Origin of the sequence: Sphingobium sp. LMC3-1-1.1 (genome assembly GCF_040676285.1) — a bacterium.
Lineage (GTDB): Bacteria > Pseudomonadota > Alphaproteobacteria > Sphingomonadales > Sphingomonadaceae > Sphingobium.
In genome coordinates this window covers 1-25,744 of record NZ_JBEGHQ010000034.1, presented here as the reverse complement: position 1 = coordinate 25,744, position 25,744 = coordinate 1, and the positions used below count along the sequence as shown (strand labels likewise).

21 protein-coding genes and 1 pseudogene are annotated in these 25,744 nt (G+C 59.3%); 12 read left to right on the top strand and 10 right to left on the bottom strand.

Annotated elements, in window-relative coordinates; genetic code table 11:
* Positions 1-33: 33 nt before the first annotated feature.
* The 4 genes from MRBLMC3_RS16300 to MRBLMC3_RS16285 form a co-directional block, all read right to left on the bottom strand.
* The gene (locus MRBLMC3_RS16300) at positions 34-1,956 is read right to left on the bottom strand and encodes a UvrD-helicase domain-containing protein (RefSeq protein WP_363830541.1); all 1,923 of its coding nucleotides are present in this window, start codon (positions 1,954-1,956) and stop codon (positions 34-36) included.
* Positions 1,953-4,268 (bottom strand): AAA family ATPase, encoded by a 2,316-nt coding sequence (locus MRBLMC3_RS16295; protein ID WP_363830539.1) that lies wholly within the window; start codon positions 4,266-4,268, stop codon positions 1,953-1,955. Before MRBLMC3_RS16295 ends, MRBLMC3_RS16300 begins: the two co-directional genes overlap by 4 nt.
* Before the next feature lie 142 nt (positions 4,269-4,410).
* Positions 4,411-5,478 carry a hypothetical protein gene (locus MRBLMC3_RS16290; protein WP_363830538.1) on the bottom strand — a complete coding sequence of 356 codons (1,068 nt, stop codon included), beginning with the start codon at positions 5,476-5,478 and terminating at the stop codon, positions 4,411-4,413.
* Positions 5,478-7,001, bottom strand: coding sequence for a hypothetical protein (locus MRBLMC3_RS16285; protein WP_363830535.1), 1,524 nt, complete (start codon positions 6,999-7,001; stop codon positions 5,478-5,480). The genes MRBLMC3_RS16290 and MRBLMC3_RS16285 overlap by 1 nt, the downstream gene beginning before the upstream one ends.
* A 166-nt stretch (positions 7,002-7,167) precedes the next feature.
* On the opposite strand from MRBLMC3_RS16285, the gene MRBLMC3_RS16280 reads away from it, so the two are divergent.
* Both MRBLMC3_RS16280 and MRBLMC3_RS16275 read left to right on the top strand, forming a co-directional pair.
* On the top strand, positions 7,168-7,896 hold the full coding sequence (locus MRBLMC3_RS16280; RefSeq protein WP_363830532.1) for a hypothetical protein: 729 nt from the start codon (positions 7,168-7,170) through the stop codon (positions 7,894-7,896).
* 3 nt (positions 7,897-7,899) lie between these two features.
* Complete coding sequence (locus tag MRBLMC3_RS16275) at positions 7,900-8,775, top strand: bacteriophage abortive infection AbiH family protein (protein ID WP_363830530.1); 876 nt, start codon at positions 7,900-7,902, stop codon at positions 8,773-8,775.
* A 12-nt stretch (positions 8,776-8,787) separates the two neighbouring features.
* Here the strand turns inward: MRBLMC3_RS16275 and MRBLMC3_RS16270 are convergent, their stop codons facing one another.
* A complete protein-coding gene (locus tag MRBLMC3_RS16270; protein WP_363830528.1) occupies positions 8,788-9,183 on the bottom strand; it encodes a hypothetical protein in 396 nt (131 codons plus the stop codon).
* Between the two features lie 437 nt (positions 9,184-9,620).
* Here MRBLMC3_RS16270 and MRBLMC3_RS16265 point away from each other — a divergent pair, with 437 nt between their 5' ends.
* The 4 genes from MRBLMC3_RS16265 (at position 9,621) to MRBLMC3_RS16250 (ending at position 14,219) form a co-directional block, all read left to right on the top strand.
* Positions 9,621-10,070 carry a hypothetical protein gene (locus MRBLMC3_RS16265; RefSeq protein WP_363830526.1) on the top strand — a complete coding sequence of 150 codons (450 nt, stop codon included), beginning with the start codon at positions 9,621-9,623 and terminating at the stop codon, positions 10,068-10,070.
* 287 nt (positions 10,071-10,357) lie between these two features.
* Complete coding sequence (locus MRBLMC3_RS16260; protein ID WP_363830524.1) at positions 10,358-11,308, top strand: HamA C-terminal domain-containing protein; 951 nt, start codon at positions 10,358-10,360, stop codon at positions 11,306-11,308.
* The gene (locus tag MRBLMC3_RS16255) at positions 11,305-13,914 is read left to right on the top strand and encodes a DEAD/DEAH box helicase (protein ID WP_363830522.1); all 2,610 of its coding nucleotides are present in this window, start codon (positions 11,305-11,307) and stop codon (positions 13,912-13,914) included. The genes MRBLMC3_RS16260 and MRBLMC3_RS16255 overlap by 4 nt, the downstream gene beginning before the upstream one ends.
* 38 nt (positions 13,915-13,952) lie before the next feature.
* On the top strand, positions 13,953-14,219 hold the full coding sequence (locus MRBLMC3_RS16250) for a DCL family protein (RefSeq protein ID WP_363830519.1): 267 nt from the start codon (positions 13,953-13,955) through the stop codon (positions 14,217-14,219).
* Positions 14,220-14,412: 193 nt separating this feature from the next.
* On the opposite strand, the gene MRBLMC3_RS16245 is transcribed toward MRBLMC3_RS16250, so the two are convergent.
* Positions 14,413-15,672: a hypothetical protein gene (locus MRBLMC3_RS16245; protein WP_363830517.1), complete on the bottom strand. Its 1,260-nt coding sequence runs from the start codon at positions 15,670-15,672 to the stop codon at positions 14,413-14,415.
* A gap of 228 nt (positions 15,673-15,900) precedes the next feature.
* Between MRBLMC3_RS16245 and MRBLMC3_RS16240 the strand changes: the two are divergent.
* Both MRBLMC3_RS16240 and MRBLMC3_RS16235 read left to right on the top strand, forming a co-directional pair.
* A pseudogene (locus tag MRBLMC3_RS16240) lies at positions 15,901-17,090 on the top strand (IS256 family transposase).
* A gap of 138 nt (positions 17,091-17,228) precedes the next feature.
* On the top strand, positions 17,229-17,729 hold the full coding sequence (locus MRBLMC3_RS16235; RefSeq protein ID WP_363830515.1) for a hypothetical protein: 501 nt from the start codon (positions 17,229-17,231) through the stop codon (positions 17,727-17,729).
* Positions 17,730-17,782: 53 nt separating this feature from the next.
* Here the strand turns inward: MRBLMC3_RS16235 and MRBLMC3_RS16230 are convergent, their stop codons facing one another.
* Both MRBLMC3_RS16230 and MRBLMC3_RS16225 read right to left on the bottom strand, forming a co-directional pair.
* On the bottom strand, positions 17,783-19,804 hold the full coding sequence (locus MRBLMC3_RS16230) for a DUF2075 domain-containing protein (protein WP_363830512.1): 2,022 nt from the start codon (positions 19,802-19,804) through the stop codon (positions 17,783-17,785).
* 70 nt (positions 19,805-19,874) lie between these two features.
* A complete protein-coding gene (locus MRBLMC3_RS16225; protein WP_363830509.1) occupies positions 19,875-20,411 on the bottom strand; it encodes a thermonuclease family protein in 537 nt (178 codons plus the stop codon).
* A 117-nt stretch (positions 20,412-20,528) separates the two neighbouring features.
* On the opposite strand from MRBLMC3_RS16225, the gene MRBLMC3_RS16220 reads away from it, so the two are divergent.
* Positions 20,529-21,713: a hypothetical protein gene (locus MRBLMC3_RS16220; protein ID WP_363830506.1), complete on the top strand. Its 1,185-nt coding sequence runs from the start codon at positions 20,529-20,531 to the stop codon at positions 21,711-21,713.
* A 21-nt stretch (positions 21,714-21,734) separates the two neighbouring features.
* On the opposite strand, the gene MRBLMC3_RS16215 is transcribed toward MRBLMC3_RS16220, so the two are convergent.
* Positions 21,735-22,229 carry a hypothetical protein gene (locus MRBLMC3_RS16215; protein WP_363830504.1) on the bottom strand — a complete coding sequence of 165 codons (495 nt, stop codon included), beginning with the start codon at positions 22,227-22,229 and terminating at the stop codon, positions 21,735-21,737.
* A gap of 380 nt (positions 22,230-22,609) precedes the next feature.
* Between MRBLMC3_RS16215 and MRBLMC3_RS16210 the strand changes: the two genes are divergently transcribed.
* The 3 genes from MRBLMC3_RS16210 (at position 22,610) to MRBLMC3_RS16200 (ending at position 24,837) form a co-directional block, all read left to right on the top strand.
* Positions 22,610-23,128: a hypothetical protein gene (locus MRBLMC3_RS16210; protein ID WP_363830501.1), complete on the top strand. Its 519-nt coding sequence runs from the start codon at positions 22,610-22,612 to the stop codon at positions 23,126-23,128.
* A 10-nt stretch (positions 23,129-23,138) separates the two neighbouring features.
* Positions 23,139-24,125 carry a restriction endonuclease gene (locus MRBLMC3_RS16205; protein WP_363830499.1) on the top strand — a complete coding sequence of 329 codons (987 nt, stop codon included), beginning with the start codon at positions 23,139-23,141 and terminating at the stop codon, positions 24,123-24,125.
* A gap of 439 nt (positions 24,126-24,564) precedes the next feature.
* Positions 24,565-24,837, top strand: coding sequence for a hypothetical protein (locus tag MRBLMC3_RS16200; protein WP_363830496.1), 273 nt, complete (start codon positions 24,565-24,567; stop codon positions 24,835-24,837).
* 75 nt (positions 24,838-24,912) lie between these two features.
* Here the strand turns inward: MRBLMC3_RS16200 and MRBLMC3_RS16195 are convergent, their stop codons facing one another.
* Positions 24,913-25,329, bottom strand: a complete 417-nt coding sequence (locus tag MRBLMC3_RS16195) for a hypothetical protein (protein WP_363830494.1) — start codon at positions 25,327-25,329, stop codon at positions 24,913-24,915.
* Positions 25,330-25,744 lie beyond the last annotated feature (415 nt).

Sequence of the window (25,744 nt, the reverse complement as noted above, 5' to 3'; positions counted from 1 at the left end):
GCGCTTCAGGTATTCCGAAGTCTTGCGCTTCCATCATCGGACGATCTCGATCTCATCCGCATCGAACCAGTTGCGTGCGATAAGACCATCGCGAACGGCCACGGGATCGCTCGAGTAATAGACGATCGCGAGGCTCTGTTCGGCACGGCTGCAGGTCACGTAGAATAGCCGCCGGGTGCGATCGAGGGAGGTCTCTTTGCCAGCCGCCTCATTGTCATGGTCGGCCTTGGTCCGCTCCTTGATGCCCATCAGCTTGCCGTAGTTGAACATGAAACCTCGGGCTTCTTCGTCGCTGATCACCACCATCACGCGCGGGAATTCGAGACCTTTCACGCCCTGATGGGTATCGAACCGCGACACACCCCGAACATAGCGATCATACTTTGAGATCTGCTCGAACGGAGCATCAAGCGCGAGGCGCCAAGCGCCCGTTTCGCTCTTTGCATCCTCAAGATCTTCAGCGGCCTGCGCGTCAGCTTCTTCAGGGGTCTGTTCTTCGACGACGGGCTCGACTGGATCGTCGGGCTTCGCGAATGGCGCCAGAATATCCGGGATTGTGAACAGCCCGGTCTCGGCAACGAGGCGCAGCACGTTCCGTAGGGTGGGCGAGCCGCCGGTGTGCAGCAGTTGATGCAGCCGGCCGCACGCTGCTTTGGCTTCGATGAGTAGGTCGCGTTGGTTCAAACCCGCTTCGGCCAGCCGATCGCGGTCGAGCAACGGCGATGTCTTGCGGAGCGTCGCAGTGATCGCGAACCTGTCGTCTCCGGCTAGCGCTTGCGCCAGCGGAAGCAGCTCGCGGGTGAAGAAACCGATGCCGCGGGCGGAGCCGTCGAGCAGGCCCGTTCGCATCCGTTCGTGATTGTAGAGCGGCTCGAAAAACGCCTCAAACCCGAATCGGCGCGCCGACATCAAATGCTCAAGCGCCAGAGTCTTTATTTCGGCATCGCCCCCCGACCAGAGCGCGTCGCCGGTGACGTCGGCCATTCGAGCCGCAGCGGCGGCCTCGATTTGCGACGGGCTGATACTTGTCTCTGGCGCAAGGAAGATGCGAACGACGCCATCCGTCGCGTCTTCGCGGGGACGCTGCTCCTGCTTATCGTCCTCGGCACGTATCTGATTGATCAGCCGGATCACACGCTTCGGGCAGCGATGGTTCATGATCTTGCGCGGCCGCGCCCATTCCGACGGGATGACATCCGCCAGCTTCTCCATGCCTTCGGCATAAATGCGCTGCATTGTGTCGCCGAACAGCCCGAGGCTGAAGCTGTCCTTGTGGGCGGCTTGTACCTCGAGCAGTGCCTCCATCAGGCGACGGCTGGTGTCCTGACTCTCGTCGATCAGCAGTACCGGGAACCGGGCGATCAGCAGGCGCCGCAAGCCTGACTTGGTGCGAAGGAATTGCGCGGTCATGGCGATGACCTCAGCATGGTTCAGCGCGTCTCGCGTGCGGTTGTCGCCGGTCGGGCTGTAGACGAAGCGGATAATCTCGTTCAGGCTCGCATGCCGCCGACGCTTGGACTCGATCGATCGTGCGCGATCCGATGCGGCCTTGGAACCCGCTCGGCCCTTCGCCTGAGCGGCTTCAAGTTCGGCGATCTCCTCGAGCAGATTGGTGGCGAGCCATTCGCGAATATCAGCATCGTATCCGCCGATCAGCGCCCAGGCGAACGCATGGATCGTTGACACCTCGACGCGTGGATCGAATTCCAGACGTTGCTTGATCTCGTCGCAAGCGGCGTTGGTGTAGGTGATGACGCCGATCTGTCGACCACTCAGCGACAGCTGGCGACCCTGCTTTTCGCATACCGTGCGGATGGCCTCGACCAGCGAACGCGTCTTACCCGAACCCGCACCGGCATAGAGGAAGAAGCTCTTGGGCGCGGCGAGATCCAAGCAGGCGAGGATGATCGCGTCGGCCTCTGCATCGACCAGTTCGTCGGATACCGCGCTGCTCATATGGTCGGCTCAGGCGCTGGGAGGATGTCGACCTGCTTCTTTTTGAGCCGGTCCTGAAGCCAGTCGAGCCCTTCCGCGATGTAGCGCGGCACGGCCAATGTTTCAAAGCCCTCAGCAAAGATGACATCGAGTGCGAACTCGGCCTTCTTGCCATTGCGCAGCGCGTCGTACATCGCCGCGCCGATCGCAGAAACACCGCCACCAGCGTTGATCGCGTCACGGAACTTGCGGACCAGCCCATGCCCGTCGAGTCCTGCAAAGAATTCCAAGTTCTCGAAAGCGAGCGCGTCCTCAAACGTATATGGGTAGGCCGTCTCCACCGCGGTCGCCCCTGGTACCATCACTGGGAACGTCGTCTGATAGGCGACGCGGACTGCAAACAAGGCGTCGTGCGCCGGTTCGAGCGTCTTGGCCGCAGCGTCCGCCGCCATCAGCGCATCAACCTGAGTAAGGGACGGCACCCAAGATTTGAGCGTATCATTGTCTGTGTTCTGACCCGCGCCCAGCGCTGGTTGCGCGGATTTGCCGGTGGTCGCATCGAGTGTGTCGATGTCGGTGATGATCAGGGTCAGTAGGCCGAGATGATCGATCAGAGAGCGTAGCCGATGTGCGTGGCTACCGCCGATTTCCAGTAGCGAGATGTAGCTCTGGTTGAGCTTCTCGAAGTTGGTGCGGATGAAATTTGGCAGCATCATCCGCTCAGCCGGACCCTCGACGAGGATGGCCGCATCGGCGAAAAACAGATCGGCATGCTGCGCGCGCAGATAGCGGGTCACGAACCGCTGGGTTGCGTCGCCGCTGCCGAAAACGTCGTGAAGGTTGATGACGGTGGAGACCGGCACCCGGGCGACCATACCTGCCGGCAATCGGCGGAAATATCTCAGGCAGTCGAACGGCGTTTCGTGCGCGACGTGGCTCGAATGCGTGCTGACCACTAGTTGGGTCCGCAGCCGAGGGTTTTCGCCCAGGTCCTCGTGCGCTCGCAGAACGTCATAGGCTTTCTTGATGAAAACCTGCTGGACCTGGGCGTGGAGATGTGCCTCCGGCTCTTCGATCAATACGAGATGGAGTGGTTCGGTGTTGGTGGCAGCCACGCTCTTCGATGCCTTGCCGACGCGCATCCAGGCATCGCGAAAGCTCATCAGCTTGAAGATCATCGAGATGAGGTTCTGATAGCCGAGGCCATTGTTGTTCTCGGGCAGACGCAGCAGCGGCGTAACCTCACCATTCTCGCTCGTCACATCGACCATAAACGTGACGGCTGCGGAGTGATTGAGGCCGTCGATCGCCTTCAGGCGCGTCGATACCTTTGGCCGCGGATCGGTGACGCCCGGGTATCCCATTTCCTCGACTTCAAGGAACGCAGCCATGAAACTCTCGGTCAGTCGCTGATCGAATGCGTCCTGTGCAGCCTCGATCGCCTGCAATGCGCCGAGGTCTTTTGGGTCCGGACCCTTAGTCGGGTCGAGATGCTTGGAATAGTAACTCCGCAGCTGATCCGAGAGTCGGCTACCCGGCGATCCCGCAGGCGTGTCCTCGTCTTCCTCCTTCGCCACCTCTTCGCCAAACCCGCGCTGCGCCGGGATGTCATGCACGCGCACGAGGCCTTTCAGAGGGTCTCCCTCAATCGGCAACGACGCTGCGGGCAGGATTTGGGGGTGAGCCCGCAACTGGACCGGTGACGCAAGCTGGTCGGGATCGAGCGTGAATGCCCTAATCGTGAAATGGGTCTTGAGCCGACGGCTGAGGAAGTCGCACAGGCTGGACGGCCAAAGCGTGAGCTTGGGCTGCGGTGCCGGGGGATCGACATTTTCATTACGCTTTGCGTGGTCGGCCGTGGCTGCGGCCCGCAACTCCGCCGCCTCGGCGACGGCTCGCATGAAATCCTTGTACAGCTCGGACAGATCGTCGGGTTCGTAGCGAAGGCGCACACCCAGTCTGCCGCCCTCCCAGTCGAGCGTGGGGATCAGGTCGCGGACGTGATGCATCTCGCCTGGCTCGACATGCAGCCACAGATCGAGCGTAGGGAGCACCCCAACCCACGGCCTGAGATCGAGCTCGACTAACTCGTCAGCAGCACGTGCAGCGATCCAGCTTTGCCCGATGGCATCGATCGCCGGCCAGTGGCACAGAGTGAAATCGTGGAGCTCGAACGGACAACGGCGAGGCGTCAGGAAACGCCGAAGGGCCAGCATCGCCGAGGTTTTGCCGCTGTTATTTGCTCCAACGAACAGGGTCTTGTTTGGTGACAAATCTATTCGCGTCGCCAGCAGCTTGCGAAAATTGGCAACCTCGACGAACTCGATATGCACGTATCATCCCCCGTATATTCTCACGATGTGTAAGTCCGCTCTAACGAACTATGCCCATTGCGTGCCCATCGTTGAAGGTCTTCAGTAGCTCTGTGACCTTCAATGACTTCCTTAGAGCGATTGAGCAGGCGATCGACTATCTTCACGGTGACCGCAAATCTCGCGAATTCTGCGTATCATGACAATCGTTCGCTTCGTCTACATCCGATGAGGCCCCCTCAGCGCCGGCATCGTCGATCGTCGCATCCGGCTCGAAGCCTTCTGGGTAGATGAACGGAATGTTGGACTCCTTACTAAGCGAGAGGATGAGGCTGGCGAGGACTGAGCGTCCTGCCTTCACATGGCGATGGAGCTCGTCCGCTGGGTCATACGCAATAGTGCTCGATAACCAGTCATCGAAGCCTTCGAAGGGAAAGGCGGTGCCGAGAAGGACGAGCGGCATGAAGCAAGAGGTGTAGATGCTGATCGTCAAGATCGACATGTTCGACTTCGCCCCCCAGTGACCGAGCCAATTTTCATCCGGCCCGGTCTGAATGAACTGGGTCGCTACTAGATGCCCGCCCGCAAAGCTGGGATGGGCGGTGCCGGAAAGGACTTGGCCAAGCTCGCGCTGCTGTTCGGCGAAGAAGTCGGCCGCGTCGTCGACAGATTGGAAGAACTTGCCCCATGCAGTCCTGATCCGCTTGTGCAGCTTTCCCCGGGCGAGATGTTGGAAGTAGAAGGCATTCGACGTTTCGGGCGTGTCGGCCTTCACGAACTCCGCCGCGAGAGCAGGATCGTCGATGATCGCGACGAGCACCTGCATATATTCGGAAATGGAACGCATAAGCGTGCGCGCCGAACTGTCGAAGCCCAGCATCACTAAGTGCCGCATCGAGGTTGTATCGGAGACGAGCTTGATGAGAATCATGACCACCGACTGCTCGAAATCGGTCATGGCCGCGTCGCCGCGTGAGCCGGGGCGATAGACGACGCTGAGGAGGCTGATCAGCCAAGAATTGAGTTCGTCGAGGATTTCGACCCAGAGATCGAGATGGACCGTTCCGAGTTTGTCTCCACGCTCCTTCGACATGGTTATCAGCTCGGCGATCTCGATGCCCAGCCGCTTTCCCGGTTCGAGCGTCTCGCCAGTTTCATTCCAATGGGTGCGCATGTAGGTGCGCAGATTGTCCCTGGCGAAGATCGTTTCCTCCTGATCCATCGCGGTCATCACGCCGCGCTCGCCGGGAGGCGAAAAGGATCGTCGATGCCGATACGGTCGGCCTCGCTTAGCAGAAAGTCGAGCCAACCTTCCGGCTCCTCCAAGCCGGCGAGTTCGTTGGCATAATGGGAACTGAGCCGAATCCAGGCGCGCTGCTTGTTGCCGCCGCACTTGGTGAGCAAGGAGCGGTAGACCGCTCGGCAGCCCACGGCTTTATTGTGGTTTTTCCAGTAGGTCTTGGTGAGTTCGGCGAGTGGCAGGCTCGCCCGGGCATGCTCCGCTGCCGCAGCCCAGTCTATGTCATGGGCTTGATTGGGGGTGGCGGTCGCGATGGCCCTCATGTCGCTAAACTGGAAGAGCACTTCCGAAGCAGAGATGTCCGGCCACCGTGATTTCACGCCCGCCATGATCGTCGAGCAATCGAGACAGATCAGGTGCAGCTCGTGGCGATCGATGAAAGGGTCGACCGCGAACTCTGCATCTTCGTCATCCGCCACCGAATCCGTAACGATGTATTCGGTATGGCGGACAAGCTTTCCCGCCCAAGGCCGCTTGCGATTGTTGGAGCGACGCAGAATGTCTCCGCGGTCGCGTCCGCAGGCTGGGCACCGCCAGTCGGGCGGCGCAGCCTGCCAGAGATCAGCAGCACCACCGCCATCATAGGTCGCAATTTCGGCTTCGGTCGGCCGAATGACGGTGTGGGGTTTCTTGCGTCCCGCCGTCGCTACGCCGTCGCGCGACACTGAACGCGCCTCGAAGGCCTCGACATCCTTCGAGATTATGGTGTGCTGCTCGGGACATTCGCGCAAAAACCAGTTGTGGAGATGGCGGTACATTCCCATCGGATTGCCCGCCAGCATAGACGGCTGGTTGCCAGGCTCGAGTGTCATCTCGCCGGCGAGCGTCATCGCGGCCAGCGTCTCGATCAGGCCGAGCCTGCGCTCGAAATCGAAACGCGCTTCGGCGAAGATCGCGCGGGCGACCTCAAGATCGATCTGGTGCTCGACGTTGGGACGCGCCGTCACGAAGCGGCGGATCTCGCTAGGTCGGAAACTGAAGCTGCGAGGGATTTCCTGCAGCTTCGCTTTCACGGCGCCGTCGGCACCGTTGCAGTCCAGGCAGACCGTGCTCGGCTCGAAGCGGGCGACGAGCCTCGAGCCGAGCTTTTCGAGATGGGCTGTGTCTGGCGGGATGGCGGCGCGCCATTGCGGCCCTAGTTTGGCATGCAGGATCGACTTGAAATGGTCGGTTAGATGGTCGTGATGGACATCTAGGCGCGCGAGGAGGACGCCAGCGCCTGAAATCCGCACGAGATCGGGCTTGCGCCGGCCGCAGCCCGGGCATTCCCAGTCTGGAGAACGGGATGCCCAATTTTCATCGAGGTCCAGCTTCTCGGTGCCAAAGCGACGCATGGCTGCCTTGATCGCAGATGACCAGCGACCGTCGCGCTCGACGTAAAGGCCTTCAAGTTGTTCGTCGGTCAACGAGCTCAGCTCGGGGATGCCGAACTCGATGACGTGCCAATCGACCAAGGTTGGCCTCCCGCAGTCGGTTCTCCAATTGTTCTCATGTGCAAAGGTCGATAGGTCAAGAGCGATGTGCTGACGAGTGGAGGTAAACGGAGTCGATGAACGAGTCAGCGGCAGCAGCAGAGGATGCGAGGAGTGGGCTGATCATGATGACTGATCGGGGGGCGATATGATCAGCTTACAAGAGACGATCGACGATGCCTGGGAGCAAATGGACATGGGCGAATATGCCCACGCCGCCGATCTCGCCCGGCAGGCGCTCGAAACACAGCCCGACGCGATCGATGCTTATGTCGTGCTCGCCCAAACGCGCGGTGTGGCCGCTGAAGCGATAGCATTGCTGCGTGAGGCCGTGCTCATCGGCAACCGAACTGGTAGGGCGAGCGATGGAGCTGACACGACGGAATGCCCTTATGACCGTCGCGCCCATGTCCGCGCGATTGGCAATCTCGCCCGGTTGCTCTGGGCTGATGGCCGTGCGCACCACCGGGCCGAGGCGGTCAAGCATGCGCGCCGCGCGTCCCGCCTCGATCCCGATGATCGCGCCGGCACCCGACTCCTACTGATGGCCTGGGAGGCTACGGCGGGAAACTGGCCGGCAGCACGACGCGTCACTCGGCGGTGTCGTGATGAAGGGCGCACCGAGGTCCGTTACTGGCTGGCGCTCCATGCCTTTCGTGATGGATCGGCCGATGCCGATACACTGCTAGCACAGGCGATCAAAACCAACCCTCATGTCGTGGCAGCGTTACAAGGGCGTTTGCTGGCGCTGCATCTGCCCGAGGGATCTTATGGGTTCGGTTCGCCCGATGAGGCTGCGCTTTATGCGTCCGATGCGCGAGACGGATGGAAATCGACGCCGGGCGCACTTGCCTGGCTTGCTGCCGCCGAAGCCTGAACGATGGCGAGTGACCGTCTTTACATTGTCGGCAACGGCTTTGATCTCCATCACCGCATCCCGTCGACCTATCGGCATTTCGCCGCCTGGCTCGCGCAGGCCGATTACCGCATATTCCGATTGGTCGAGGAGTATTTCTCGGGCGACGAGGACTTCTGGGCCGACTTCGAGCAGCGGCTCGCCGAGTTCGACGCGGACCAAGCCGTCGACTACGCGATGCAGTTTCATTCCGACGAGCGGCACGGCGACTTTCAGTATGAGTGCGAGCAGATCGCGACCGGGCTTTCAAGCGGCCTGCGCGGGCGCTTCGCCGAGTGGATCAGAGGTCTGCAGATTCCCGTCCGCAGCGAGATCGCCCGACCAATCGTGATCGATCCTGATGCCCTGTTTCTGAGCTTCAACTACACGCCGACGCTGGAGCACATCTACGGCATCCCGCGCGGTCAGATCCTGCACATCCACGGCTACGGCGGCGACCCAACAGAGACGCTGGTCCTAGGGCATGGGTGGGAGCGACGCCCCGAGGACAAACTCAATTTCAAACCCGTGGGGCCGGACGACGACTGGCGTATCCGCGATGGCATGGACTATCTCGACGACTATTTCACCGAGACCTTCAAACCGACGGTGGAGCTGATCGCAAAGCATCAGGCGTTCTTCGACGGACTTTCCCATGTACGCGATATTTTCATTTTGGGGCATGGGCTCGCTAACGTCGATGAGCCCTATTTCTCGGAGATCATGGACCGAGTCGATCTCACTGCGACGCGCTGGACCGTCAGCATCTACCATGATCTCGCCGAACGGCGTGCGTGCTTCGGGGCCTATGGTATCGCGCCGCATCTGGTGCGCTATCTGGAGATGACCGACTTCGACTGACCTTCCGGCAGCTCAGTTCGGGATCTTTACGACCGTTTTAATGACATTCGTGCCTAGTAGCTCCATCAGTTCGTCGGCATCGGCCGGCGACACCTGACACTGAATCGCCTCCGCACCGTTATCGCGCAGCCAGGAAAATCGGTGCCGTCCGTCTGTGAAGGTAATCCGGCCATTGGACTTGAGATTGATGACCAGCATGTTGCTGTAGGAGTATTTCGCAAACCATACCCCGACTTTGGCATAGCGACGGTCCTGACCGTTGGCTCCGCCCGGCACAATATATTGGTCAGTACGCTGCCATGCTGCATCGACCTTCGCGACATCAAGCCAGAGCGCGACATCGGGTTCGTAGTCCTCCCAGCCTTCCGCCGCCGAAATATAGCGCCATTCGATCATCTGGTTCGGCATGGCAGCGGTTTCCTGAAGAGATGTGGCGGACGATGAGGTTTGATTAGTGTGGTGGGGAGGAGTCGAACCTCCCCTACGGTGCAAACGGCTGATCGCGCCCCGCTATTCCCGGGCAGTCACTGCATGGATCGGCGCGCCACCAAGGCACCACAACACCGTATGCTTCACCACGCCCGTAAGGTCGAAGAGTTTGTCCATGCTGATCTCCATCGCAAGTGGCAGGCCGGAGCCTAGGTCAATCTGAAACAGAGTGATGCTCAGCAGCGACGCGATCCACACCGTGACGGCTACCAGGAACTTGGAAAACGACTTTGACGCCGAACCAAGCCCTCCCATGATGTAAGGGGCCGTGACGGCGAGGACAAGGCCACCTATTTAGCGGCTAAGCCTTATTCGTTTCGTGATTGGTGATAAGATACGGCGCGGAAGGGGGCGACGTGGCAAAAGAATTTGATCCGGGAAATCTTGTGATTGTCGGCGCGGGGTTCTCGTTCAATGCCGGCCTTCCGCTCGCTGGCGGTTTTACAAAGGAACTGTTGAGCTTGGGGCGTGTAGTCGCCGATGGCCCCAGCGCGAGGCAAATCGCGTTCATCAGGGGCTTTGCTGATCGTGTCTTTGGCGAGGGCGCATCCCGCACCGCAGACGAGTGGCCTGATCTCGAGGACATCTTCACGCTCGTAGATCTGTCCGCCAATACCGGCCATCATCTTGGCCCGCATTATTCAGCGGCCGATCTGCGCGTGGTTCGGCGTGCAATCATCGTGCGGATGATCCGGATGCTTTACCAAGCGTATAAGAGGAGGCAGCGTTCGCCTGATGCCGACTGGCGGGCGCTGGAGACATTCTTCGACGGGTTCAGAGCCGATACAGCGCGGTGCTCAGCATGAACTGGGACACGGTGTTCGAGCGTGGCATGGCGTGACACCAAACTTGCCGATGGAGAACTGCCGTCGAAAGCGCCGGCTCGCGGGATTCGAGGCAAAATCGGCCGTATCCGAATTGATCCAAGTTGGATGAGATTTTTCAGCGCGGTGGTTACCGCGAGGATTGCTGGCGCGATCGGCTGAAGGCAGTACATCTTATAGCAGATGCGAGAGGTGCTCGACGGCATCAGGTAAAAGGCATAGCTTCGAACGATATCCGGTCATGGATAATTTGGGGGTCTGGGGGGATTTTGTCGAACATCACTGCAACTGAGCTCGCCGCGCAGCTTACCGGTGACCCTGGCGTACTCGACGTTCATCTTACCCTAGTCGAGAGGGATGTTGTGATCGATGGCCAGGCAGTCCGCATTCATTGCCATTGCCTGAGTGTCGACGGCAACGGGCGGGTGCAGCCGCAGCGCCTTGCCGAGTTTATGCGCAACGCGGTGGTCGATTATGCCATCCCGCGCTCACAAGTCGCCGAGGCTCGGGCGCGCGATCTCAAATACAATAGCAGCGAGGCCACCACGGCCCTCGTCGAGCGGGCCAAGCGTTCGTTCACCGATCTGGCCAACACCGGCGAAGGCGGCGAGATGCTGCTCTTTCTGCTCGCCGAGCGTTTCCTCAAACTGCCGCAGATCCTCTGCAAGATGGATCTCAAAACAGACACTCGCATGCACTATCACGGTGCCGATGGCGTTTATGCCGGCGTCACGCCCGAAGGGATGCTCAAACTTTATTGGGGCGAGTCCAAAGTTTATGAGACCGCCAGCGCCGCGATCCGCGACTGCCTCGCGTCGCTGGCCCCATTCCTCATCGAGCCCGACCATGAAGACGCTGAGCGCGAGCGCGATCTTATCCTGTTGAGCGACAAGGCGGATCTCGCCAACCTAGAGCTTACTGCGGCGCTCAAGCGCTATTTCGACCGCAACTCGGTGATGTCAAACCGGGTGCAATACTGCGGCGTCGCATTGGTCGGGTTCGACGCACCCTTCTATCCCGCCGACAATGTCAAAGCGATTGCCGATGAAATTGTCAAAGGCTCGCGCGAAGCCTTGACGGGCTGGCGCGAAGCGATCGGCAAGCGGCTTGCCGCTGAAAAGTTGAGCGACATGGAAATCGAGCTTTTCTGCATTCCGCTGCCCTCGGCGAATGGTTTTCGCAGCGCGTTCCTCAAGGCGATGGGGATCAACTCGCAATGAGCCTCGCCCACTTGCAGCACTGGCTGCTTGAAGATGGCATTCGCGACGAGCTCGATGAGATCACGCGCCAGATTGTGCGGCTTGAGATCGACAATCTTCAGGCTGAACCAGATGGCAGTGCGGTCGATTGGCCACGGCTCATCCTGGCCGGGAGCATCCTGGCGCGATCCGAGCAGCGCGCCGACCAAGAGGCAGCACTACGCATTGCGACTGGTGCGCTGGCACTGGGCATGCGCCAGGACATCAAGGACGCTGGCGCCGTACTCCTTGGCAAGCTTTCGAATTTCCGCGCGGTGGCACTGGCCGATCGGCGTGATCTGCTGCCTGAGGGGCTTGATGCGCGGCTTGGGGTTGCGCTGCGCATCGAAGCGCAACGGCGTGAAATGGAGAGCTCGATCCTTGTCGAATCTAGCGGTCGCTGGCTTCAGGTGAACGAGTTTCAGCGACGATTTTGGACTGAGGCCAAAGGACAAAATTGGCTGTCAGCGTCGGCGCCGACTGCGTCGGGCAAGACCTTTCTGGTACTACAATGGCTGATCGATCAGATGCGCTCCGGCGCGGCGAACATCGCCATCTATTTGGCGCCGACCCGGGCGTTGGTCTCTGAGATCGAGACCAATCTTGCCGGGCTGCTTGGCAAGAATAGCGAAATCGAAGTCTCGTCGCTGCCTTTGCGCGAGAAACATGATGCAGCGCGTGCCGGCGGCCGCCGACTCATTCTAGTGTTCACCCAAGAACGCCTGCACCTTCTCGCCAATGTGCTTGGCGGCGAGTTCTCCGCCGATCTGCTAATCGTCGATGAAGCCCATAAGATCGGCGACAATCAGCGCGGCGTCATTCTTCAGGACGCGATCGAGCGCGCGACACGCGCCAACCCCAAGCTCAAGGTCGTGTTCATCAGCCCCGCGACGCAAAATCCAGAAGAGCTATTGGCCGACGCGCCCGAGGGGACGGACACGGTCGCGGTCGATAGCGACACGCCGACCGTCCTGCAAAATCTGATCATGGCCGAGCAGGTGCCGCGCAAGCCCAGGCTTTGGAAATTGACCGTCCGCCATCAGGAAGCGCTACTCCCAGTCGGCACTCTTGAACTTGCCAGCACCCCGAGCGGGGCGCGCAAGCGGCTCGCCTTCATAGCGGCCGCTGCCGGCGAGCGCGGCGGGACGCTGGTTTATGCCAATGGCGCCGGCGAATCGGAGGAAATCGCCGATCTCATCAGCCAACTGCTGACGGCACCCGCTGACATCGACCCGGATTTGGCGGCCTTGGCTGAGCTCGCGCGCAAGGGGGTCCATCCCAACTTCCGGCTGGCGCTGCTGGTCGAACGCGGCGTCGCCTTTCACTTCGGCAATATGCCGTCGCTCATCCGGCTCGAGATCGAACGGCTGTTCAAGCTCGGCAAGATCCGCTTTCTTGTCTGCACCTCGACGCTGATCGAAGGCGTCAACCTCTCCTGCCGCACCATCGTTTTGCGTGGCCCCCGTAAGGGTAAGGGCAATCCGATGGAGCCGCATGATTTCTGGAATCTCGCTGGCCGCGCCGGGCGCTGGGGTGACGAGTTTCAGGGCAATATCATCTGCATCAATCCCGACGACAAAGCGGCCTGGCCGACCGGGGTACCGCAGCGTGCGCGCTATCCGATCAAGCGCGAGAGCGATGCCGTGCTTGAGCTCGCCGACGAATTGGGCACCTATCTCTCGGGCCGCGACACGCAAGATCTGGCTGAGCTTGGCGCATCCGACGAGTTCGAGCAGGTCGGCGCCTATCTGCTTACCACCTATTTGCGGCTGGGGACGATCACCACCGCCAATCTTGCCAAGCGCCACGACCCAGCGAGGCTGGCCGCGCTCGATGGCGTGCTCGAGCGGCTCGCCAGCCAGCTCGACATCAATGTCGAGCTGGCCTCTCGCCATCCCGGCGTAAGCGCAATCGGCTTGCACCGCCTGCTTGAAGCATTCCGCGTTTATCTCGGGGAAGTTGAAAATCTGCTCCCGGCGCCAGTCGCCTCGCTCGACAGCTATGACCGGTTCGTGGCGATCATGGGCCGGATCAACACCCATCTATTCCCGGCCTTCGGCCCTGAAAATGTCAATCGGCTCTACGCGCTGATCGTCGTCAATTGGCTACAGGGCATGTCGCTGGCCACGATGATCCGCCGCAATATCGAATTCCATCAGCGGATCGGCAGGCCCTTTCGGCTGCCTGCGCTGATCCGCGACACCATGGATCTGGTCGAGCAGATCGCCCGCTTCAAGGCGCCCAAATATTTCTCTGCCTATATGGATGTGCTGCACAAGCATCTGCGCGAGATCGGCCGCGAGGATCTGATTGATGAGGATCTCGATATTGGCACGCAGCTCGAATTTGGTGTGTCCTCGCGTACCTTGCTCTCGCTCATAGAGCTCGGCCTTTCGCGCATGAGCGCAGTCATTCTCTACGAGAAGATCGCGCGCGACGATTTGACCAAGGAAGACTGTCTCGCCTGGTTGAGCGAGCGCCGCGACAGCCTCGAAGCGATGGACATTCCAGTGATCATCGTTCGTGAACTGCGCGAGCGGCTGCTCCCGCCCGACGATCCGACATCGCAGCTGAACCAGGAGGCATAAGGCGTATTATGCCGGCAAAACCACTTGATCTTGGGCCGATGCATTTTGCCAAGCGCGGCGATGCTGTCGCCCATCTCAATGACATGCTTCACCGTTACGATTTGGGCGACAGGGTGAACGAAGCGGATGCGGTGATTCTGCGCGCGGCTCTCGAGCGGCACCCTGAGGCGCCAGACAAGATCGGTTGCGGGATCACGCATTTCAGCGTGCGGACCGCCGATTTCGGCACGCGCTGCTTCTGGCTTAATCGCACGGATGGCACCACCGAGAAATTCTCACACACCGCCTGCATTTACGTCACCTGACGACACGCTGGTACACTGCTACGCAGGCCCAATTCTGGCGCGTTGCCGCAGCTCTAGCGTTCGCGCCCCCGAGTGCTCGGCCTACCTGTGACGAACCGCCGACCAGTAAGCGAACACGCGGGTCAAACGACCTCCCGCGGAGCGGGTTCGTGCATGGGTTGACAGTAGCTATACGGCTGAGATGAAAGTCGCCTCAACGCACCCTAAACCACATATCAATCCTGCTGGACGTATCTTCCGTCACACATGCCAGTCGAGGGCCAGCGGTGAGAATCACATCAGGCCCTGGATGCTTAGTGCTGGTTGCTTTCACATGAGCGATCAAGGTCGCCGCCGGACACAGATCCTGGAAATCCTCGTCTGAATTTCTATCCGAACCATGATGGGGTAGGGCAAGCGCCCTAACGTGTTTGAGCTCGGCGGCATACCAATTCTCCCAATCGTGAAGGTCGCGGGCCTTGCGAAGCTCAGCGTCGCCTGTGTTTAGCCAGGCCGCTAAGCCGGACCCGTATTCCAAATCGAAAGGATGGCGAAGATGCCAATAGCAATCATTCTCATCGTTGATCACCGGCTCACTGAGCAAAGATAGCGAAGCCCGATTGGACGAGCCGACATAGTTCTTGAAGATTTTCCGCAACGCCGCGCGGCCAGCCGAAGTCCTTGCGTGATTTGCCACCCCATAGGCGAGCCCGGCCAGCCCGGGCCGCGCCCTAACCGGGGCCGCCGTTCCAACAAGCGCCTGGATTGTCTTGATCAAGCCTCGATGTTCAAAGGGAATAATGGGAGCACGATAGGGCTTGAGACGCAAACCGACGGGTCCCATCAGCACATTAATTTGGCAGCCGGAAGTATCCACCCATCGAACTTTAGAAGGCTGGCTTTTCCCGCTGGCCCAAAGGGGAGCTTTAAGTGGGCGGGGTTGAGGTTGGAGCTTGCAGATCCAGCCGCGGCCATCCCGGGGATCTGGGTCGAAGTCGATCGTATCCAATTCGCCTTCCCGACCTCGACCGCCGAGGAAAGTCACTCGCTCAGCGCCTCGAGATAGGAAATAGGCAGCTGGATCCGCAGCTAATTCAACTAATGATCGGTCCAGATTATCGCGGCTGATTTCGTGCAGCAGAAGATAAGCAAGTTCACGCTCATTCAGGTAAGGAACCATCACATCCCGGACCACCATCCGGGACATTAGCGTATCCAGACCGCTCACATGATCGGTATCGAAATGCGAGATGAACAACCAGTCCAACGGTCCTACCGCAGATCTCGTCCAGTTACGCAGATAGGTGTCGAATTGCCTGGTACGCCGAGCCCCACAATCAAAGGCCCAGTTAAAGCGTTCTCCATTTGGGCCTTCGAGATGCCCCGTATGGAAACCGCCATGACCGATGGGATGCTGCACCCAGTGAATCGAAATCATAACAGCCCTTTGGCTCAAACTGTCAGTCTGTTTCAAGGACAACCGCTTGAGCCATACGGTAAAGCTTGGATATCGCAGCGATACCAGACAATATTCTGCGGATTGCCAGGTCGTGTCCCCGGTGATGGTGTAGCTCGACGGTTAGCGAAGCTGACCGGACGCGCGCTCATCGATCAAGCGCAGTAGCGGCCGGTCAGTTTCGCGGGTGGCCATCGGAGATCTCGGATAGATTTGGGTTGCGAGACTCAAGCTATGGAGATCCCGATGACCAAGGAGATGATGGACGTTCAGGCGCTGCTGGGAAAGAGTGCCGACAGCGATTTTCTACGCGAGATGATCGGCTTTGCGGCGCAGCGGCTGATGGAACTCGAGGTCGGTGGGCTGACGGGCGCCGCTGGAGCGCAGAGCGGCAGGCCCAGCGCAATGGCTACCGCGATCGGGATTGGGAGACGCGGGCCGGAACGGTCGAACTGCGCATCCCCAAGCTGCGCACCGGCAGCTATTTCCCCGGCTTCCTGGAGCCCCGCCGGTTGGCGGAGAAGGCGCTGACAGCCGTAATCCAGGAGGCATACATACAGGGCATTTCGACGCGCTCCGTCGACGATCTGGTCAAGGCACTCGGCATGAGCGGCATCTCCAAGAGCCAGGTCAGCCGGCTGTGCCAGGAGATCGACCAGCGGGTGAAGGCGTTCCTCGATCGGCCCATCGAAGGCGACTGGCCCTATCTCTGGGTCGATGCCACTTACCTCAAGGTACGGCAGGCGGGGCGGGTCGTCTCAGTGGCGGTCACCATAGCGGTCGGCGTCAATAGCGACGGCCGCCGCGAGGTGCCGGGCATGGCGATCGGCGCATCGGAAGCCGAGACTTTCTGGACCGACTTCCTGCGCAATCTGGCGCGGCGGGGCCTGCGCGGTGTGAAGCTCGTCATCTCCGACGCCCATGAGGGTATCAAGGCGGCGGTGTCGCGTGTCTTCAATGCCACCTGGCAGCGCTGTCGCGTCCATTTTGCCCGCAATGCCATCGCTCATGCCGGGCGGAGCCGGAACCGTGTCGTCTCCGCACTGATCGCCACCGCTTACGCTCAGGAAACCGCCGAGGCCGCCACGATCCAGTGGCGCAAGGTGGCTGATCAGCTTCGACCGGCAGTGCCCAAGCTCGCCAAGCTGATGGATGATGCAGAGCAAGATGTATTGGCATACATGTCCTTCCCGCCCCAGCATCGCACGAAGTTGCACTCGACCAATCCGCTCGAGCGCCTCAACGGCGAAATCAAGCGGCGAACAGAAGTGGTCGGCATCTTCCCCAACGAAGACGCCATCACCCGCTTAGTCGGGGCTATCCTGCTGGAACAAAATGATGAATGGGCCGTCCAGCGCTCCCGCTACATGACACTGGAAAGCGTCGCCCAAATCGGCGATGATCCCCTCGTCACGCTGCCGCCTATGGCAGCATGATCAACCCGGCTCTAGCCGGAGATCGCCATGGCTACGCCGGCGAACCTACACCATGTGTTGGGACACGATCGATTGCCACGTCGAATTGGCTGAATCCGACAGTTCCGTCGACGATCCAACGTGATTATACCGTTGCGCATGAGCAACCATCTCGAGCAGCTAACAGCCGAATGGCTGGAATATCGCGGTTATTTCGTTCGACAGTCTGTGCTGGTTGGCAAGCGCGAAAAAGGCGGCTTCGAAGGCGAACTCGACATCGTTGCCCTCAATCCAGTGACCCGTCACCTCCTCCACGTGGAATGCTCATTGGATGCTGATCCGTGGGAGAAACGCGAACATCGCTTTACTGCCAAATTTGAGCGCGGCCGCAGATATGTGCCGTCGCTCTTTGATGGACTCGACCTACCGGCTGAGTTTGATCAGGTAGCGCTGCTGCAAATGGGCGGAGGCGAGCGTACCACGCTCGGCGGCGGCCGGCTTGTTTGGGTCGCGGATTTCATATCTGAGATTGTTGAGCATCTGCGCCAACACCGGCCGGACAGATCCGCCATACCATCCACTCTGCCTTTGCTCCGCACGCTTCAACTGGCAGCTCATTTTTCATCAAGTCGCGGGCGGCCTGGCTTGATCTCCGGATGAAAGCACCGGCATTGCGTACCGCGATAATCGCCAGTCCCAATGTCTGCGATGGCTCAGTGATGCGCCTCGCCGATTAGCAACGGGACATCTGTTTCTACGTCCTCGATTGTTGGAATGCCGCAGCTTCGCAAGAATTCAAAGACGCCGTCATAAAATGCCGGATTGCGTGATGGATCTATTGGATCTCCTTCGGGCACGAAGATGACCAGCCCTTGCCGCGCGCGGGTGAGAAGAACGCGATAAGCGTTCAGCAGATAGGACCGACGCTGTGGATCATTGATCTGCTGCCACTTGGTACCCTTGAACGCCATGCTGCTCCAGCCGTCAGCAGCCCATCGCAGATTGGCGTCCCAGCACACACATGCCCAATCCAGTTCCAGGCCCTGCACGTCAAATTCCGTGGCAGCGTCCTCGAGCATATTGGATGATCGGACATCGCTTGGCGGCGCCAAAAACCAAATTGGTGGCTCAATCTTCGCTTTGACAAATACACCCTCGGCTTTGAGCCGAAGCGCATTGGAGGAGGCAAGCAAGCCGACCCGTTCATTGGCACGCTGATGGCGACGAAGCCATTCGCGGGCCGCGATCAGATCGCGTGTAATGACGACGGGATATTCGGTCAGCTGGGACAGCAGCGTCCGAGCTCGATCACCATCTCCCTCGATAATCGCGCCGATAAAGTCAGAGAGCTTTTCAGCCCGGAATGAACGAAGCGACACCGATAGATGAAGGTCGGGGGTCTTTGTCGGAGCGATCTCCGCAATCGCCTCTTCGCCGCGCCCTGCCAGCAGATATTCACGGCCCAGAATCTGCTCCGGCAAATGGACCTGCCAGTGCGGAAAATGCCCCGCAAGGGCGTCAAGCCACTCACCCAAGCCCGCCTCGCCGGTGTTGATTTCTTGGCCACCGCCGATGAGGCACACGACGGTGCACCAATCAGAATGTCTGTCCATCACCGAAAGCAGGAACCGTGGTTCGGACATGGCAAAGCCGATCTGACCGCGCTTCTGTCGCATAAATTGGCTGGTCTGTTCTTCACCCCAGGCGCGCTGTGCCTCATCAAAGACCACGACCTTTTCGACGGGCGGCATATTCCCCTCGAGATTGTCGTCCCGGAAGTGGTGAATGTTCTGAATGAAGGCACATGATTTTTGATATTCCGAGGCGCGGGACGGACGCTCGGACCGTGGAAGCGTGAGATATCGCTCCAGTGCGTCTTGGGTCAGTGCTTCGCGCAACACATCGACCAGGGGACCATTGCCCGAGAGAAACACGGCATGCTCATCCTCGTGCGCCCGCATGCGGCTGTTCGCAATGCTGAGCCCGGCTAGCGTTTTGCCCGAACCGGGCACACCCGTCACGAAACAGATTGCCTTCTTCTGCTCGCGCTTCGCGGTTTCGACCACAGCCGCAATATAGGCCGATGTCGTGGTGAGGTTTTCAGCTCCGGCCTCGGATCGCGAAATCTCATCAACACTATGACCCCGGTAGAGGGCCTGTGCCGCCTCGATGATGGTCGGGGTCGGCTTATAGCGGCCTGCCGCCCAGATAGTCGCATCGAGCTTTGTGTGGCCAAAGCGATCAGCGACGTGCTGAATCTTGGACAAAAGGCTATCTGCGTTTGTCAAAAGGGGCGACATCACATTGTCCGTCCCCCAATCAGCACTGCTCAATGTGTCTGCCGCATCCGTTGCGACCAATATCGGCACGATCCGCAAGTCATGGCTGGTTTCGTGGAAGTTTTTAAGGTCGATCGCATATCCCAATGTTTGATCGATGGCAGCGCGGCCGAAATTGCGTTCACCCACCTTATACTCAACGACAAAAATCAGGCCCCGATAGAGGATGATGACATCGGCGCGCCGTCCCATGCGCGGGATCATGAACTCGAAGAAGAAATGGCCACCCGGCAATTCGGCTGCAATCGCCTGGAGATGGCTGATCTCAAAAATCCATGCCTGCCGCTGTGCCGGTTCAACGGCAAAAGGCAGATTCTCAGCAAGCGCGCCAAGGATAGCAAGGGGATCGGCACGCTCCAGCTCAGCGGCCGTGCATTGAAAGTAAGCGCGCTTCATAGATCCTCATTGTCTCCCGAATCGACAATTGCCGATGCAGATATTTGATTGATCGCCATGCCGAGCCCATTCAGCACCAGGGCTGCCGCGATCCAGTCCAACGGCACGCCAACCCCTCTTCTACCAGTTGAGACCCTAAGGACACCCCGTTGCGCGTCACGACCCGCAGCTTTCGCCCATATTTATCCTCATCTCGCAGCAGCGGAGCTTCAAGATTGAAGGGACCGGCATTGAGCAGGTCATGCAGGCGTTGAGTAGCACGATTGCCCAATTCAGCTTCAGCGGCACAGCGCGGTGGGTGGGTCTCAGGCGTGTCGATATCGGCGACGCGGATGCGTTCACCGTTGAACCAGAAGGTATCGCCATCCACTACGCAATTGATCCCGCCGCCGACGTGACAAAATCCGAATTGGGTTGACGACGCCTCTTGCTGGGCGGGTGCCAGGATCGGCCAATAAATAAACCCCAAGCCAGAACAGGTCCCAAACGCCAATCCTATCAGGATCAGTAGCAGCTGGGATGGAGCCTTGCGCTTGCTGACCGGGACACCCCAATCATACGAAAATTTGCGACGGCGTCGTCGACGAAATTTCAGAATATCCCCCATGCACCTGAAATTAGCGGGATCCCTTCTTCGATCAAGCCGTGTTTCCGGAAGCCGTCATCCCTAAGTAATAGGTCTAACACACTGGACCGATGCCATAATGCCGGAAAATTGCGCGCCATGAACGACGAGCCGACCAAAATCGAACCTACAACGGTAAGCCGGGAGGAACTGCATCGCCTCGTGTGGGAAACACCCATGGTCCGGCTTGGGGAACGCTTTGGGATCAGCGGCAATGGTCTGGCGAAGATCTGTAGGCGCCTTGATATTCCCTATCCACCGCGCGGGCATTGGGCGAAGAAGGCGGCAGGCCATAAGGTGATAACCGTTCCCTTACCTGCTGCCCAGTCCAATACGCCCGCGTCAGTGCGCATTTCGTCTACGGAACCGGAAGGCCTCGACGATCCCAACTCACCGGTTCAGCAGGCGCTGGACGATGCGCGGAGTAAGACGGTCTCCCTTCATGTGCCCGAGCGCCTCAACAGACCCCATACGATCATCGCAGGATGGCTGGCAGACCATGAGCGCCGCAAGCAAGAGGCAAGACGGGAGCGTGATCCCTGGCGACGGGATTTTATGAGACCCGCGGAATTTTCCGAGCAAGATCGGCGACGGCACCGCATTCTCGACGCGCTGTTCAAGGAGCTGGAACGACAAGGCGTGCGCATCATCCAGGGCGACTATCGCGCCCTATCTGCTGAAGTAGCTGGCGAAAAGATTGAGTTTGAACTGCGCGAGAAGCAGAAACAGATTCGCCGGCCGTTGACAGAGAAGGAGCGAGAGCGGGAGCCCTGGAACAAAAAAGGCGTGAAGCAGGAACTACAGCCCTCTGGCTTTTTAGTGTTCGTCATCAAGACCTATTTGGTCGGATCCCTCCGACGGGAATGGCTCGAAAAGGCGGCCAAGCCGATGGAGGAGCTACTTCCCGAAATTGTAGCAACATTCATTGCCGCCGGCCCGCTGTTAGCCGAGCAGCGCCGCGCGCAAGAAGAACGGGCCCGGCTTCACGCAATTGCGGAGCAACGCCGGGAGCAGGAAAGGCAGAAACGCAAACAGGACCAAAACCGCTGGCGCCGCCTCGTTCAGATTGCCGGCGGATGGCGTGAGGTGGAGGTGGCGCGAGATTTCATAGCCGCGATGCGTCAGCTCCCCGTTGCAGAAGAGCAGCTGGTGGATGGCCAGCCCCTGGAACAATGGCTCCTCTGGGCAGAAAAGCACCTGAAATCCGCCAATCCACTCAGCCATGGCGTCGAAGGCATTTTCAAGGATATCGCGCAGGTTCAATCATGGACCTATCGGGATTAGCGAGCGCCCTGGGCGCTGCCGCTAGTCTTGAAGATTGGCAAAGGGGCGGGCGCCAAATTTCTTACGAAAGGTGGCGATCAGGTCTCGCTCGACGTCTCGAGGTTCAACCTCAGTCGCCTTCCAGCAGATAAGCAGCGAATGGCATCCATGCAGCTGCCAGATATAGCGCCCGCCCCAATGCCCAACGGCTTGCCCTTGGCCGAAGCGAATATATTGCCGGAGCCGCTTCCGCAGCGTGCTGGAGCTGGATGCTCCACCGGCCTTACCGATATTAATCACCCGTGCGCCCTTCACCCAGGCCGTGCTCAATATGGCGGCTGAGACATTAGGGTCTCGGCCTTTAAAGAAACCGCCTGTGCCGCGTTCAACATATTGCGGGTCAAAGCCGTCGGGGGTGACGACTAGATAAACCCCCATCGCATCAGGTATCTCGCGATAGCGTTCAGCCAGTTCGGCCACGGTCAGAAATCCCTCAAATCCGTGTTCCCGCAGATTGTCGATGCTCACAAAGTCCATGGTCCATCCCCCGATATGGTCCTCGTGTCAGCTCGGCGGTTCATGCGCCGACATATTCTTTTCGCTTGAACCTTGTGTCGGTTCAATCAATGGTCGTCCTGCCTTCGGAGAAAGCCCGAAGGTGGGGCGTGGAAACCCCTCTCATCAGGCTCGGTCGAGATTATCGGCCGGGTGGCATGCGCGCATGTCCAGCCGGCAACGGTAAAGGCGCATGCGCCTATGATGAGTAGGTTTCCAACATCCGGCTTTGGCCGTCGCCCCGAGAGGACATAGGCGCGACGAAAGGCTGAAGCTGCAACCGCCGCGCCCAAACGAGGGGGACGGCGATGACGAAACAGAAATTCTCAAGGGCGAATAGCCGCGGGCGAAGGGCTGCGACCTTGATCTCGCTGATGGCGAGCTTGTTCGCCTCGCCGGCATGGGCCGCGCCTGGTGGCTGGGAGGTTACCGAAGACCACTCGCCTCTTACCAACCTCACGTCGGTCAGCGCGATCCTTTCCTCTACCAAGGACCTCGTCAATATGATCGGCAGGCCAGAGCGTGCCTCGCTCGTCTTACGATGCAGCGACCGAGCATTGGTGATGTATGTGAGCTGGCCGGAAGTCGTGAACCGCGATGGCGAGAATTTTGCCGGGCAACCCAAAACCATGGCTGTGTGGCGGATCGATGACGGCCCGGTCAAAGCCAATCTCTGGACAATCTCCAATACCGGCACAGCTGCGGGGGAGTTCGCGAGCCGCAATGCGCTCAAGCTCCTGTCCTCCATCGTGACCGCCAATCGGTTGGCAGTGCGCCTCTCTGGCCGGATGACGCAGGACGCGGGGTTTGATCTTACCGGCATCCAGGAGGTCGCCACCAAGGTGACTGCTGCCTGCGGGATCAAGCTAGGCGCTCCTTGAGGAGCGTGCCATGGACAGTGTCACTCAGCTGGTTCCCCGATCCGCCCCTGATCCCATCCTCGCAGCAAAACTCGCCCACCCTTCGGCGGTTCGCTATATCAAGCTCGGTAAGGGCGGTGCTTGGACAGCAGACGCCATTGCGGGCGGGATCATCCCGTTTGGTTTCCGGAAAATCGCTCATGCGCCCTGCGTCGCTGGTGATTGGGAAAGAGTAGCCCAAGAGCTTAAGGCTGCCGGTCGAACGAAAAGCGGCGTCACCCAAGGGCTTCGTGAATTGCGCGATTTCTATGACCTCGGCGATAATTGTCTCTGGATTACCTTCGCTGACGGGCATCTCTGGTGGGCGTTTGCCGAGGCTGAGGTTTTGCCCAATGCCGATGACGGCGCCGACGGGCCGCGCCGGTTTCGACGAACAGTGGATGGCTGGCACCGCCACAGCCTGACGGGTGATCTCCTGGCAGTGCGTTCGCTGAGTTCAGCACTCACCCGTGTCGCGGGTTATCGCATGACGATCTGCGCGGTCGAACGCGAAGACTATCTGTTACGCCGGATCCGCGGTGAGGAAGAGCCGCTAGTCACCGAGATGCGCGCGCTGCGTTCCCAGATGGAAACGGCCGCCGCGCGCATGATTGCGGGGCTCGACTGGCGCGATTTTGAGATCATGGTGGAACTCATCTTCACTCGGGGTGGCTGGCAGCGCCAATCTGCGCTTGGGACCGGCGAGGTCGATATCGACCTCCTGCTCGATAATCCGACGACGAACGAAACGGCATGGGTTCAGGTGAAATCGAGCGCCAGCCAAGCCACACTCGATGATTATCTGGAACGCTTCCACCGTGACGGAAGCGCCCAGCGCTTCTACTTCATCTGCCACTCGCCGAAGGAAAATCTCAGCCTACCGCCTTCATCTCAGCTCCATCTTTGGGCTGGCATCGAGCTCGCCCACAGTGCTCTTGCCGCCGGGCTGCTCGATTGGCTCATCGAACGAACGCGCTGATTCTTTCCTTTGGAGGCAACGGACGAGTTCCTCGCCATTATTGCCGGATGTTGTCCACGGTTCGATATAGAGAATCGTGAGCGCTGTGGAACCAAAAGCACAGTTGGACGGTCAGCAGCCGTTAAAACGGTGTGGCGGCTTGGCGCCACTTTTCGCCGTCCAGCAGCTCGTCATCATCTGCCACAAGCGGCCATTGGGTCTGAGAATCCTGTTTGGCGATGTACAAGCCGTCGGCTGGCAATCGACTACCTGTTCACGCCGGCGACAGCGGTGCGGCAAGCCAGTCAAGGTCGTTCATCCGCGCTCTACATATTGAGGATGAAATAGGACTCTGCTGGTTCGTTCAACCGTGATAAGATGCATCATCACCCGGTTCTAGTCGCAAGCATCCTGTGGCAGAGAGACTCAGTCGCTCCCGCTTGCTGACGCGGAGTTCATCATGATTACCGATAAAAAAAACGATGCCGGACCTGCCGAATGGGCAGACTATGTCATCCGCGCTGCTGCTGGAATAGCCAATGCCGGATCGATCTTCGGCTATGAGAAAATCGTCGCTGCCAGGATTTGGCTGGCCAAACGCAACGCGCGTTTGCTGGTTGGTGCTGCGGACCGCAAGTGGGACGATCAGGTCTGGTGGAGCCGAGCGAAGAGAGATGAACTCGCTACTGCTCTGGACGAATGGGAGAACGAGGGTGGTGGCATCTCGAGGTAAGGTGATGGAAAAGCCCGCACGACTGTATTGCTTGGTAAGCGAGAATATTTTTAGTGCGGGGTCTTTCGCGCGGCTTTACACAGTGTCACCCTTTCGAACTATTGCCTGCTCGATCGCCCGGATGAATTGATCACCATATTGCTGCGTAGTCACATAATCCTGTTCCTCCTCTCCGAGGACATGGCCTTGACCGAATGTTTGTTTGAGGCGCGCCAGAATGTCGGGCTGCTCCTCTGCGATATGACGGATCAAAGCTCGGAGAATCCGTTCATGGGCAAGTACCCGGCGTTCCAGATCCGTGTTTTCAATATTCATCGCGAAGTAATTCCTTTGGTTATAATTCTGCGAATCACTTTGTGATACGGCCTTCTGCTGAATCGCATATTTCAAACTGGCGTCTGCTTTTGCCTTTTGTTCGTTAGCCATTCCTACTTCTTCAGCTGCCGATCGAAAGGCGCTAAAGCGCCTTCGAACTTCTTGCGCATCAGACATGGTCCACCTCCATTTGAGTAGAGTTGCGTTCCGAAGCCGGACGCCGCTGAACCTAGGCTTCGTTCTGCGAACTGGACAAACCGGTTGATTTGCTCAGCGTATTTAGGGTGTCGCCACGTCGCCGAAGGCCTCGTTGAGGCGGCGCACGTCGGAACGAGTCAGAAGTTTGCCGCGCGCTAGTAGGTCACGCGCACTGGCGAGAAGCGCATCAAGCCCGAAGACGCTTTCGAGTTGTGTTGGGCAGACTTGCCAGTCCAGCCTGAGGATTGATGATCATGGCTGCGATATCTAGGCGATGTTGACAAAAGAGGTTTTCATTTGGGCTGAGTTCTGATTCAAGGCTGCTTTTTTGGGGCAGCGATGTTTCGGGGCGATTTGTCGGATGAAGAGTGGGCGGTGATCGGCGGACTTCTGC